The sequence below is a fragment of the Marinomonas phaeophyticola genome (assembly GCF_026966905.1).
In the GTDB taxonomy this organism is placed as follows: Bacteria; Pseudomonadota; Gammaproteobacteria; order Pseudomonadales; family Marinomonadaceae; genus Marinomonas; species Marinomonas phaeophyticola.
The window spans coordinates 83932-97254 of record NZ_JAPUBN010000015.1 but is presented as its reverse complement, the minus strand read 5'-3'; the positions used below and the strand labels follow the sequence as shown (position 1 = coordinate 97254).

The 13323-nt window shown below is 41.3% G+C and carries 10 protein-coding genes and 2 pseudogenes; 8 read left to right on the top strand and 4 right to left on the bottom strand.

Features of this window, described 5'->3' with window-relative positions; genetic code table 11:
• Positions 1-8: 8 nt before the first annotated feature.
• Entirely contained in the window at positions 9-449 is a 441-nt protein-coding gene (locus tag O1D97_RS09545) for a universal stress protein (RefSeq protein WP_269125044.1), read from the bottom strand.
• Positions 450-1141: 692 nt separating this feature from the next.
• On the opposite strand from O1D97_RS09545, the gene O1D97_RS09540 reads away from it, so the two are divergent.
• The 7 genes and pseudogenes from O1D97_RS09540 (at position 1142) to O1D97_RS09505 (ending at position 9052) form a co-directional block, all read left to right on the top strand.
• Positions 1142-1768: an SGNH/GDSL hydrolase family protein gene (locus tag O1D97_RS09540; RefSeq protein ID WP_269125043.1), complete on the top strand. Its 627-nt coding sequence runs from the start codon at positions 1142-1144 to the stop codon at positions 1766-1768.
• Positions 1769-2187: 419 nt separating this feature from the next.
• Entirely contained in the window at positions 2188-3054 is an 867-nt protein-coding gene (locus tag O1D97_RS09535) for an NAD(P)-dependent oxidoreductase (RefSeq protein WP_269125041.1), read from the top strand.
• 422 nt (positions 3055-3476) lie between these two features.
• The gene (locus tag O1D97_RS09530; protein WP_269125039.1) at positions 3477-5075 is read left to right on the top strand and encodes an ABC transporter substrate-binding protein; all 1599 of its coding nucleotides are present in this window, start codon (positions 3477-3479) and stop codon (positions 5073-5075) included.
• Positions 5076-5139: 64 nt separating this feature from the next.
• Positions 5140-6150, top strand: a complete 1011-nt coding sequence (locus O1D97_RS09525; RefSeq protein ID WP_269125037.1) for an ABC transporter permease subunit — start codon at positions 5140-5142, stop codon at positions 6148-6150.
• Between the two features lie 24 nt (positions 6151-6174).
• A pseudogene (gene dppC, locus O1D97_RS09515) lies at positions 6175-7070 on the top strand (dipeptide ABC transporter permease DppC).
• 9 nt (positions 7071-7079) lie between these two features.
• Positions 7080-8048, top strand: a complete 969-nt coding sequence (gene dppD / locus O1D97_RS09510) for a dipeptide ABC transporter ATP-binding protein (protein ID WP_269125033.1) — start codon at positions 7080-7082, stop codon at positions 8046-8048.
• A complete protein-coding gene (locus O1D97_RS09505; RefSeq protein WP_269125031.1) occupies positions 8045-9052 on the top strand; it encodes a peptide ABC transporter ATP-binding protein in 1008 nt (335 codons plus the stop codon). Before dppD ends, O1D97_RS09505 begins: the two co-directional genes overlap by 4 nt.
• Before the next feature lie 91 nt (positions 9053-9143).
• Here the strand turns inward: O1D97_RS09505 and O1D97_RS09500 are convergent, their stop codons facing one another.
• Together O1D97_RS09500 and O1D97_RS09495 are read right to left on the bottom strand one after the other, a co-directional pair.
• Positions 9144-10205: a class I SAM-dependent methyltransferase gene (locus tag O1D97_RS09500; RefSeq protein WP_269125030.1), complete on the bottom strand. Its 1062-nt coding sequence runs from the start codon at positions 10203-10205 to the stop codon at positions 9144-9146.
• Positions 10195-10803, bottom strand: coding sequence for a gamma-glutamylcyclotransferase family protein (locus O1D97_RS09495; RefSeq protein WP_269125029.1), 609 nt, complete (start codon positions 10801-10803; stop codon positions 10195-10197). Before O1D97_RS09495 ends, O1D97_RS09500 begins: the two co-directional genes overlap by 11 nt.
• 207 nt (positions 10804-11010) lie before the next feature.
• Between O1D97_RS09495 and O1D97_RS09490 the strand changes: the two genes are divergently transcribed.
• On the top strand, positions 11011-11787 hold the full coding sequence (locus O1D97_RS09490; protein ID WP_269125027.1) for a TSUP family transporter: 777 nt from the start codon (positions 11011-11013) through the stop codon (positions 11785-11787).
• Between the two features lie 92 nt (positions 11788-11879).
• Here the strand turns inward: O1D97_RS09490 and O1D97_RS09485 are convergent.
• Positions 11880-13114: pseudogene (locus O1D97_RS09485) on the bottom strand (MATE family efflux transporter).
• Positions 13115-13323 lie beyond the last annotated feature (209 nt).

The following is a 13323-nucleotide window of genomic DNA, read 5'->3' as shown; positions in this document are numbered from 1 at the left end:
ATAACTCCTTAGCTTACAACAGTGACTGGTACAGTAGAACTCATAACCAAGTTCGCTGTCACACTACCGAATACACGAGACGTGAAACCCGCAGCAGATGAACGAGCTACAACGATTTGCTCTGCATTTGTTTCCACAGCAACAGAATTCAATAGGTGGGCCACTTTACCATGCAATACACGGCCTTCAGCGGCAAAGCCTTCATCTTGGAGAGATTTAATTGCAGGTTCTACAATACGTTCATTAGCAATAGAAATTGCTTTTTCACGTTGTTTATTTCGTTGAGCATTTTCTTCCGGAGTTTGGAAAGAATAAGGAGACCATTCGATGACATAGACTACTTCGATTTTACAATCAGAACCAATCAAAGTGGCTAGACGTTTAGTGTAAGACAAAGCGCGAGCGCCAGCTTCACTACCGTCGATACCAACAATCAGAGTTGTTGACATAGATAAACCCTCTTTTATATTTTATTATTTATTATTGTGGAGCATAGATTTACGACTTCCTGACACATTGAGCGTTTCAACCAATGGAAGGTAGCTAAGATAATGTATTCAGTAGAGATTTCGTAAAAATTCAAGTATTTGATAAGCCAATAATAGGCTTTTCCCCCTACTTAGTAGTTATAAATACCTTTTTTATAGCTCCCCGTCAAAATTTTTAGCTATAAATGAGACAATACATAGGATTTTATGAATCAAATATATTCTAAATTAGATGAATCTAATTCTAGATAAATAGTATGGATCGACGCGTGTGATTCCACTTTTTTATTGCTGAATAAATCACAAAGTTAAAAAATAGTCTCAACACTGACAATCCGTTTTGCTCTAAATCCATCAATATTTTGTCTCGTTCTTAGCTGCGGTGTCGACACGATTCTTATGAAGCATCGATCAATATGAAAGGCAAAAATTGGGCCAGTTAGAGACTAACTGCCGAATTCTTAGCTCTATTTAGGTTTTTCGAGTAATTAACAACCATAAAAGTGTAGAAGGCATCAAAATCGGTAAGGGTAACGTTTTTTTTGCACTAAACTTGATCACTGAAAATCAAATATTGCTCATTAAATAAATTATCCTTCTGTGTGATTCCTGACTACACTTAAGCAGAGCTTAAAGTAAGTAGGGGGAATATCATGGCAACTGTACTCTGTTATGGCGATTCTTTAACTTGGGGCGCCGCTCCACAAGGAGGTCGATTCAATCGCAATCAACGTTGGCCTGAGCTGTTAGCAAAACAACTAGGGGAACAACACGAGGTGATTAATTTTGGGTTACCGGGTAGAACCACAATATGGAATGATCCCTTTAGAGAAGGACGGAACGGTTCTTTAGCCATCCAATCAGCATTAGAAATATTTGGGCCTGTCGACATTCTCATTATCATGTTGGGTACAAATGATTTAAAACACTACTTTAATATAGGCGCTTATGAAGCCTCGAAAGGAATTGAACAAATTATTCATAAAGTTCATGCTCCTAGCCCTCATAAATTCGCAGCGCCAAAAATCGTTATCGTCGCACCACCAAATATTTTATCCCCAAAAGGCGACCTGACTGACATGTACCGAGGGGCAGTAGAAAAATCGCAAGAACTACATCAACATTATCAAAGAGTGGCGACGATCAATAATTGCGTTTTTTTAAACTCGTCCAGTATTTTACAGCCTAGTGAACTTGATGGTGTGCATTTCGATTTAGCCGCCAATAAACAGCTTTCGCAATCGTTGACACCTCTTATAAAAGAGTTAATCAATTGTTAATTAACAGTTTTATAAGACAACGTAATTAAAAGCACCGGTATTGAGTCTCAACCTAGTAAGTAAAGACTCACCACAAAATGCTCAATATCGGGAGCCTTATATCAATTACAACGCTAAATCAATAACCCTCAAACAGAATAGTTTATAAAAAACAAAGTAAGATACTTGATTTTTAAACAATTACTATTCAAACAGTTAATCACACCTTAAATAAGCCTTTTCTAAATTAAGTACACATTTTTATCCACAGGTGTAATTGATCATGCAACCTATTATAAATTCACTGTACGCTTATAATTCATCCTGACTGTCACTAACCATTCGAAATCACTCAGGTTAATCTGTTAACGTTAATCAATCACCATACAAGCACTCACCACATCGTATTTTTTAAGATCAATCATAGGTAAGAGGTAGATATGAATAAGAAAGTTGCTTTTATCGGGCTAGGAACAATGGGCTTCCCTATGGCAGGACACCTGAGCAGTTCAGGCTATGCTGTTACTGTATTTAATAGAACGGCTTCTAAAGCTGAGCACTGGACACAAATCTATTCTGGAGCTTGGGCCAAAACCCCAGCAGAAGCAGCAGAAGCAAAAGACGTTGTCTTTACTTGTGTTGGTAATGACAATGACCTTCGTGAAGTCTATTTAGGGGAAAATGGTGCATTTGCAAAGGCCTCGGCAGGTACCATTTTTGTTGACCATACCACGGCATCGGCAGAAGTGGCTCAAGAGTTAGCGGTAATAGCGATGGAAAAGGGTTGTTACTTTTTAGACGCTCCCGTTTCTGGCGGCCAGGCAGGCGCTGAAAATGGAGTACTTACCGTTATGGTTGGGGGAGAGGCCTCCATATTAGAGCAAACGCAGAACATCATAGAAAGTTATTCTAAAGCCATTGTGCTCCAAGGTCCTGTTGGTCATGGGCAAATAGCCAAAATGGTGAATCAGATTTTAATTGCTGGCGTATTATCCGGTTTATCTGAAGGCATCCGTTTTGCAAAAACGGCAGGACTCGATATTGCCACGTTAGTAGAAACACTTAAATACGGTGCAGCTGGGTCTTGGCAATTAGAAAACCGAGGTGAAACCATGGCTAGGGATCAATTCGATTTTGGTTTTGCCATTGAATGGATGCATAAAGACCTTGGCCTTTGTTTAGACCAAGCTCAAAAGATGACATTAGACCTACCTTTAACGAAAGACGTGGATGAGAAATACCAACAGCTTATTTCTGAAGGCCATGGTCGCTGTGACACCTCCGTTTTAATAAAATCCTTAAAATAGTACAGGATTATTTAAAATAAATTCTTTATTAAAGGGTGTTTTTAACAAAAAAATTAAAACGCCCTTTAATCAAAAAAACATAAACCACTAATTTTATTAGATTTTTCAAAAAACCAATACCGCCTTCATACATTATACGCATAAGGTCTATCGTTATTTCGATTGGTCATTTTATGCACCTTCGTTACTCTTCAATGACACTGTTTCAAACACTTATTCAATATAAGCATTTTTGAAATGGGGAAAAGGGGGCTCACGGAAGAGAAAGAAGGCTTTGTTCTATTGGTAACACTAGGGCAAAGCCATCGATAAATCGCAACAAGCTCATATTACCCTTCTCAATGGATAAACATTACAAAAAAAGTATTTTTTGACTTTACGTTGTTTCAATTAATTACACATAAGAGAACCGGAGAAATACAATGATAAAAGGGTTAGCCGCTTTACCAATGGCCATTATGGCTGCAACAGCGATATCTACATCTGCACATGCAGCATCTACTTTTGTATATTGTTCTGAAGGCAGTCCGGAAGGGTTTAATCCAGCATTTTATACTTCTGGTACCACATTTGATGCGTCTTCTAAAAACATGTTTAACCGTCTTTTTGAATTTAAACTTGGTACAACACAAACAGAACCAGGTTTAGCAGAAAGTTATGAAGTTACGCCTGATGGTCTTGAATATACTTTTAATCTACGTAAAGGCGTGAAGTTCCATTCATCAAAAGACTTCAAACCTACTCGTGACTTTAATGCCGACGATGTTCTTTTTACATTTGAACGTCAGTTAAACCCTGATCATCCTTACCATAAAGTATCTGGTGGCTCTTATGAGTACTTCACAGGTATGGGCATGGATACGTTGATCAAAGAAATCGTTAAGGTTGATGATTACACAGTTAAGTTTGTTCTTAACCAGCCTGAAGCGCCTTTCATTGCCAACCTTGCAATGGATTTCGCCTCTGTCTTCTCTGCTGAACAAGCCGATATGCTAATGAAAAAAGGCACACCAGAGCAAATCGATATTAATCCAGCGGCAACCGGTCCATTCCAGAAAGTACAGTATCAAAAAGATTCTTTGATCCGCTACACAGCGTTTGAAGACTACTGGAAAGGTAAGCCAGAAATCGATCGTCTTGTATTCTCTATTACACCAGACGCGTCAGTTCGCTATGCTAAATTGAAAGCTGGCGAATGTCATATGATGCCGTATCCAAATCCAGCCGATTTGGAGCAAATGAAAAAAGACGAAAACATCAATCTGATGAGTCAGGAAGGTTTGAACGTCGGTTATCTTGCGTTTAACACTCAAAAAGCACCATTCGATGATGCTCGTGTACGTCAAGCGTTGAACCTTGCAACCAACAAAGATGCGATTATTAAATCGGTTTTCCAAGGTGCAGGTAAAGCGGCGAAAAACCCAATTCCACCAACAATGTGGTCTTACAATAACGACGTAGTGGATTACCCATACGATCCAGTAAAAGCGAAACAACTACTTAAAGAAGCGGGCTATGAAAATGGCTTCTCTACTAATATCTGGGCCATGCCTGTACAGCGTCCATACAATCCAAATGCACGTCGTATGGCAGAAGTAATGCAGGAAGATTGGTCGAAAGTCGGAGTAAAAGCTGAGATCGTTTCTTACGAGTGGGGCGAATATCTAAACCGTTCTAAGAAAGGTGAACATGATACGGTTCTTCTAGGTTGGACTGGTGATAATGGTGATCCAGATAACTTCCTATACGTATTGCTTGGTTGTGATGGTGTCGGTGGTTCAAACCGCGCACAATGGTGTGACACAGAGTTTAATGATTTGCTACTTAAAGCAAAACAAGACTCTAACGTTGCTAACCGTACTAAGTACTATGAAGAAGCTCAAATGGTCTTCAAACGTGAAGCACCTTGGATAACGGTAGCTCACTCTGTTGTTTACGAACCCGTTCGTAAAGAAGTGAAAAACTTCGTTATCGATCCATTAGGTGGCCATTACTTCTCTGGTGTTAGTCTAACGAAATAGTTTCCCGCCAAAAAAGCCAGAGTAGAGTTGTCTACTCTGGCTTCTGCGTTCCAAGAGATTTCTTATGTTCCAATTTATTTTACGTCGTTTAAGTTTGGTAATTCCGACCTTCCTTGGTATTACTTTACTGACTTTTACCCTTATTCACATGATTCCTGGTGATCCAATTGAGGTCATGGCGGGAGAACGGGGTGTTTCAGCAGAGCGTCATGCCCAACTCAGTGCCGAGTTAGGATTTGACCAACCACTTTATATTCAATACTTTCGCTATGTAAGCGGGGTATTACAGGGAGATTTAGGCAACTCGCTCATCACCCGAACACCTGTGTTAGATGAGTTTTTAGCTTTATTCCCAGCCACAGTAGAATTGTCTATTTGTGCGGCACTGTTCGCCATTCTCATCGGCTTACCCGCAGGTATCATTGCGGCAGTTAAACGCGGGACCATTTTTGACCATTCTGTGATGACAGTCTCTCTCACAGGCTACTCTATGCCCATCTTTTGGTGGGCATTGCTACTCATGCTGGTATTTTCCGTTAATTTAGGCTGGACCCCAGTCTCAGGCCGAATTGATGTGGTCTATTGGATAGACAATACAACTGGGTTTATGTTGATCGATACTTGGTTGTCGGATGAAGAAGGGGCCTTCAAATCTGCCGTTGCACACTTAATTTTACCGAGTATTGTCCTTGGTACTATTCCAATGGCCGTAATCGCCCGCATGACCCGTTCATCAATGTTAGAAGTATTAAGCGAAGATTACATTCGAACGGCTCGCTCTAAAGGCATAGCACCTTGGAGAGTGATCGTGATTCATGCACTTAGAAACGCTCTAATTCCCGTGATTACCGTGATCGGTTTGCAAGTAGGCATTTTACTTTCTGGTGCAATTCTAACAGAAACCGTCTTTGCTTGGCCGGGTATTGGAAAATGGCTCATTGAATCCATTGGACGTCGAGATTATCCCGTAGTCCAGGGTGGTATCTTAATTGTTGCAACCATCATCATCGTTGTGAATCTATTAGTTGATATTACCTATGGCATTATCAATCCTCGTATTCGTCACAGTCATTAAGGAACCATTATGAGCACAGAACAAATGACAGTGTCATCAGATTCTTTAGTTGCACCGGTGCCAAGAACACCGTTACAAGAATTTTGGTATTACTTTAAAAGCAATAAAGGCGCCGTTGCTGGTTTGGTTTTTATCGTTTTTATCTGCTTTCTTGCCGTTTTCGCCGACCTAGTTGCCCCCCATTCTCCTTCTAGCCAAGCCCGGGATGCACTCTTGCTGCCACCCGCTTGGCTAGATGGGGGAATTGGAGTTATCTACTCGGTACAGACGATGTAGGTCGAGATATTTTATCCCGCTTAATCCACGGTGCGCGCTTATCCATTGCCGTCGGCATTATCTCAGTAACCTTTTCTCTTTTTATGGGGATTTTACTTGGGCTAACCGCTGGCTATTGTAAGGGCATGATTGATACAACCATTATGCGAATAGTCGACATTATGTTGGCTATGCCAAGCTTGCTACTCGCCATTGCGATTGTCGCCATCCTTGGGCCCAGTATTATTAATGCGGCTTTAGCTATCTCCATTGTCTCCTTGCCCCATTATGTACGTTTAACCCGTGCCGCAACTATGGCTGAAATGTCTCGAGATTACGTCACATCTTCCCGTGTTATCGGTGCGAGTCCATTACGTTTAATGTTTATTTGTATTCTCCCAAACTGCTTAGCACCACTCATCGTACAAGCCACGCTAGGGTTCTCAACCGCTATTCTAGATATGGCCGCATTGGGCTTCCTAGGTTTAGGGGCTCAACCACCGACACCTGAATGGGGTAGTATGTTGGCAGATGCCTTACAGTTTGTACAACGCGCGTGGTGGGTTGTTACGTTCCCAGGCTTAATGATACTGATCACTGTATTAGCCTTTAATCTCATGGGTGATGGTTTGCGTGATGCCCTTGATCCTAAGCTGAAACAGTAGGAGAGTATTATGTCATTATTACAACTCGAAAATTTATCCGTGACCTTTGGCAAATTCAAAGCCGTTAATAATATCAGTTACAAAGTCGAAGAAGGCGAAGTTTTAGGTATAGTTGGTGAGTCTGGCTCCGGCAAAAGCGTTAGCTCTTTATCTATCATGGGATTAATTGATTTCCCTGGCAAGGTAGAAGCAGACAAGCTGTCTTTTAATGGACAAGACTTACTTAATATGCCGGAAAAGCAGCGCCGTAAATTGACAGGTTCTGAAATAGCAATGATTTTTCAAGACCCGATGACAAGTCTAAATCCTTGTTTTACTGTTGGTTATCAAATCATTGAAGCGTTGAAAACCCATCAAGGCGGTAGCAAAAAAGAACTCAATGCACGCGCCGTTGAACTATTGAATCAAGTCGGGATTCCAGCACCAGAAACCCGCTTATCCGCTTACCCTCATCAGCTATCAGGAGGCATGAGTCAACGAGTTATGATTGCCATGGCCATCGCCTGCAATCCGAAACTGTTAATAGCCGATGAACCGACTACCGCTTTGGATGTCACCATTCAAGCTCAAATTATTGATCTATTGATTGACCTACAACGCCAGAAACAAATGGGCTTAGTGTTAATTACTCACGATCTGGCTCTAGTGGCGGAAGTAGCTCATCGTGTTATCGTCATGTATGCAGGTCAGATCGTTGAATCTGGACCTGCTGCTGAAGTGTTTTCCACACCGAAACACCCATATACACAGGCATTGCTTAAATCATTACCTGAATCATCGGTTGGTCAGAGCCGACTAGATGCATTATCTGGTGTGGTTCCAGGAGTCTATGATCGTCCAGCAGGTTGCTTACTAAGCCCTCGCTGCCCTTATGCTACTGATCTGTGTCGATCTACCGAACCTGAAACTCAAGGAACATTAGACCGACAGGTAAAATGCCATACACCACTTGATGTAGAAGGGAGACCGGCGGCATGAGCAATACCAATAAAAATTTAGTATTGAAAGGTACAGAGTTAAGACAACATTACGTAGTCAGCCAGGGGTTCTTCAAAGAAGATGCTCTCGTTAAAGCCGTTGACGGTATTAGTTTCGAACTTGAACGAGGCAAAACCCTTGCGGTAGTTGGGGAGTCTGGTTGTGGTAAATCCACTCTTGGACGTATGTTAACTATGATTGAAACACCCACTTCAGGTGAACTTGACTACAAGGGGCAAAACTTACTGACCTTGTCTAAATCTGAGCAGATGGCTCTCCGTCAGCGTATTCAAATTATCTTTCAAAACCCTTATGGTTCCTTGAACCCTAGAAAAAAAATTGGCGATATTTTAGAAGAACCATTGGTCATTAATACAAAATTGACTAAAGCCGAACGAAAACAAAAAGCGCTTGCCATCATGTCTAAAGTAGGCTTAAAAACTGAACATTATGATCGCTATCCGCATATGTTTTCTGGAGGTCAAAGACAACGTATTGCCATCGCTCGAGGCTTAATGCTGGACCCTAATGTCATCGTTGCTGATGAGCCAGTTTCTGCACTAGATGTATCGGTACAAGCACAAGTGCTGAATTTGATGATGGATCTACAAGAAGAATTTGGTCTAAGTTATGTCTTCATTTCTCACGATTTGTCGGTTGTAGAACACATCGCCGATGAAGTCATGGTGATGTATTTAGGAAAAGTGGTTGAACAAGGTCCTAAAGAGCATATTTTTGCCAATCCGAAACACCCTTATACTTTAGCCTTGATGTCTAGTACACCACAACTATCGCCTGATAAGCGCCGTAAACGCATTAAGTTGCAAGGTGAACTGCCGTCTCCACTCAATCCTCCTAGTGGGTGTGCATTTCATGGGCGTTGTAGCTTTGCCAATGATCGTTGTAAGACTGAAACGCCTTTGTTACGTAGAGAAGGAGAGCAGTTGATTGCCTGTCATGCGGTTGAAGAGCAAAGGATGGATCTGGAAGAAGCGTTAGCTTAACTTGAGGTTTTGCTTTACGTAAATACACATAGGAGCCCATAGTAAGGCTCCTATTTTTTATTTAGATCAAAATCAATGAAAGGCATTCCACTTATTTTGGTTTTTTCTGCTTTCCATAGTAAATAGCAAACCCTTGAGCCCGCTGTAAACGCGTATGCGTTCCTAATGCCGCATCAATGAAGTCGGGATAACGTAAGAAATCATTAGCCACCACAAACAATTCACCATTTAAGGTTAGGTGTTGTTTAACCGATGCAAAGAAACCTTCAGCCACACTGTAATCCGTCGCCATGCCCGTATGAAAAGGTGGATTAGTAACAATATAGTTAAATCGACCTTTTACATTCTCTAACCCATTAGAGCCTAATGTTGTTAAGTAATCACTTACATTATTAGCAGCAAAGGTCAACTCCGTGGCTTTTAACGCGAGTGCACTCTCATCTAATGCCGTCACCTTCGCACCCGTTTTGTTATGAAGCCAAAGGGCAATAATGCCATCACCACAACCAAAATCCAGAAAACGGGCGTGCTGGGCATCACTCATAAAGCGGTGTTCAGATAATTGTTCTAACAGTAGAGCGGTCCCTTTATCCAGTTTTTTATGGCCAAATACCCCAGGAATACTGCATAAATTAAAGGTTTGACCCGCTACTGTTTGCGTCCATGTGGTTACCCATTTTTCAAATTTAAATGCTGGTGTCGCAACTTCTTTGCTGGCGTTATAGACTAAACAATGCTTTGCTCCATCGACTTTTCCAGCCATTACAGCGTGCTTTTCTAACCGTTTGTAAGACGATTTAACGCCGCTTTTATTATCTCCAACCAGCCAGATTTTACCTCCTATTTTAAGATGAGGCATAGTGGCCGCAATAAGATAATCTAACAGTTCTTTAGCTTTGGGTTGAATTAAGATGATGTGATCAAACGTTTCCAGAGTTGGTTGAGTCCAAATGGCGTTAAACTCGATATGACTTTCATCAAACCCACCCTTGACCAAATCATCAAACGTTACTTTTGACTGACACCAAGCCGACACCTCCGCTCTCTGGCGCAATTCAAGAGGGTAGGTATCATCGGGATTCGCAAACAATACTTTGCCTGAGAATGCGTCAGCTACACGATCTAGTAGTAAACTGGTAGGGTTAAAATTCATAGGTAATGGACAGCTCTTCTTGGGTTATATTCGCCACATTTTCAAATAGGGCATTCAGTTTTGTAACATCAAGTTCTGGTTGAACACGAGGATAGCGAGGGGCTCTCCTATCATTTAACACCGTATTTTCCCAACCTCGGGTATGTTGTAAAAAATCCTCTACAAATGTCGCTCCATGTTCTAAGCAACCAGCCAAAATAACATCCGCATAACTAAGCGTAATAGGGCAGGTGACATTTGGTGACGTAATTTCGTGAGAGTGATAAATCCACACTGTCCCTGTGGGTAAAACCTCATCATCATAAGCAGACAGCTGCTGAGGGTCTATTTGAGTGCGTTTATAACCTTGCTCTCGTTTATCAAACGCCGGAATTTCCTCTTCAGAAATCTCAATCAATACGCCATTACAATAAGCACCCAGTTTGGGAATGACTGCCACGGAACTCATTCCGAATTCAGACGACATAATCGACCAATGACGTTCAAAACCCGCTATTTTAATCGACCATACATGGCCCGTTTCGCCGGTTTTAGCACGGCTACTACTGTTTATTAAACTGCCGTAACCCACTATAAAATGCCTATTTTGAGCACTCACGTTATTATCACTCTCTCTGTATTCAAATATTATCTTAATGATACCTTAGCACCGCTCGAAAACGTACCGAGCGTTTCTTTTTATCCTATTCTTGCTCATAAATAAGGGCCAATTTACTGCAAAGAATGATTATTTGACGGATAATAGTGCATCTGTAAATCAAATCATCTTATACAGATGGCCCTCAGTATTTAAGGAACACCCGTAATGGAAGAGTTACTTTGGTGGCAGTACGGCTTAATCGCGCTTATTTTTGTTTGGAGTGGCTTTGTTCGTAGTGGTTTAGGCTTTGGCGGGGCAGCATTAGCCTTACCTTTCTTGCTACTGGTTCTTAATGAACCTCTCATTTTTCTTCCCCTTGTGGCGGTGCAACTGCTCATATTCTCTAGCTGGATCGCATTTCAAGGATACAGAAAGAATAGAAAGCAAAAAGATAATACTGAGTCCAATATTGATTGGCGTTATTTAAAATACGCTCTCAGTATCATCATTGTACCTAAGATGATAGGGATATTAGGTCTGTTAACCCTACCATCCGATATCATGACAGCCATTATATTTTTCATTGTCTCCATATATGCCATTTCTTATATCTTGAATAAACCGTTTAAGAGTGATAAACCCTACCTCGATATTCTCTTTTTAATCATTGGCGGCTATTTCAGTGGTGCATCTCTTATCGGCGCACCGCTTATCGTTGCCGTTTTTGCCACCAAGGTCGCGAAACACCAATTAAGAGACACACTGTTTATTCTCTGGTTTATTCTTGTAGTGATCAAAATGACATCCTTTTTGATCACCGGTATAGACTTACAATTGATTCATCACTTGTGGTTACTACCATGCGCATTTATCGGGCATTTAATGGGGCAGGCATTTCATGAAAAAATTCAGAAAGCGGAGACGCCTGTATTTTTTCGCGTACTAGGTGTCTCCTTATTGTTTATTTGTATCGTGGGTATTTATTCAACTTTTCAAGCGTAGATGAAGAGTATTGGCAACACACTCCCTATACACCTCAATTTGCCTAGATAATATCTTATCAGTCTAAGAGACTCTTAAGAGCCAGCTTCAGCTTAAGGAAAGGTTTTCTTAAACCAAGCACCGCTTGCTAGAGCCTTTCGATAACACCAGTAGAGCGTTAGACCACGAGCAATAAATAAGCAGCAAAAGCTTAACCATAATCCATGATTTTCTAAAGCTTGAGTCACATACCATAAAGGAAAAAACACCAGTAAAACGCTCATAATCATGGTGTTTTGCATTTCCTTTACCGCCGTAACACCGATAAAAATGCCGTCTAACATAAACGACCACACCCCCAGTAGTGGCAATAAAATCAACCAAGGTAAATACAGAGCGGCTTCTTCTTTTACACTAGGAACACTGGTTAATAGACTGATAATAGCGTTTCCAAACACCCAAAATACAATTGTAAGTCCAATCGCAGTGATGATCGCCCAAATGCAGGACAGACTCACAATTTTTTTAAATTGAGACTCGTTATTCGCACCTTTTGCTTCCCCACATAAGGCTTCTACAGCAAAAGCAAAACCGTCTAATGCATTCGCAATAATAAGAACAAAGGTTAGTAATACCGCATTGGCCGCAAGCACTGAGTCACTTTGTTGCGCACTCTGAGCGGTAAAAAAACTCGTCGCTATTAATAACAGTACGGTCCGTACAAAAAGATAGCGGTTCACTTGTACCAATTCCACATACGCTCGCCACTTCACAAGAGACAGCCATGGCACCGCACCTGACATGCTTCTCAATTTATTAATCGCGAGTACAATAGCAAAAGTCACCCCTATATAATGGGACCATACCGTTGCCCATGCCACTCCATCACTGGCCATATCAAGGTAATAGACCGCATAATAATCCAAAACCATATTGGCAATATTAATCACTAATAAGATCCATAATGGACCTTTCGAATATTGGATTCCAAAGAACCATCCCATCAGTGCGAAACCCGCTAATACAGCGGGAGCACTCATAATTCGAGCTTCAAAGTATAGACGAGCCCAGGGTTCAATTTCTGCACTTGGGGACATAAGCAACATCGCCAGCTCTAAAATGGGCTCTTTAAACAGAATCAGCAACAAACCAATAAACACACCCATGAGCACGGATTGATATAAAAGCTCCCGTACACGGTTGATGTCTTTTTTGCCTAATGCTTGTGCCGTCAGTCCTGTCGAGCCCATTCTGAGAAAACCAAAAGCCCAAAAATAAAGCTAAACACACTGGCTCCAATGGCTACGGCGCCCATATGGGTGGCTGTTCCTAAATGGCCAACCACCATGGTATCCACTAATCCTAGGAGTGGTGTTGTGATATTAGCCAGCATGGGTGGCCAAGACATTTGCCAAATACGGTTATGCACAGGCCGGTCTTGTTTGAATTTATTCACAAGGGTAGAAGTGGAAAAAGTAGGTGACATTAAAAACACATCCTCTGTGGATAACTCAATCAATACTTTTCAAGAAAGTTATTCACAAACCAAAAAAGAAA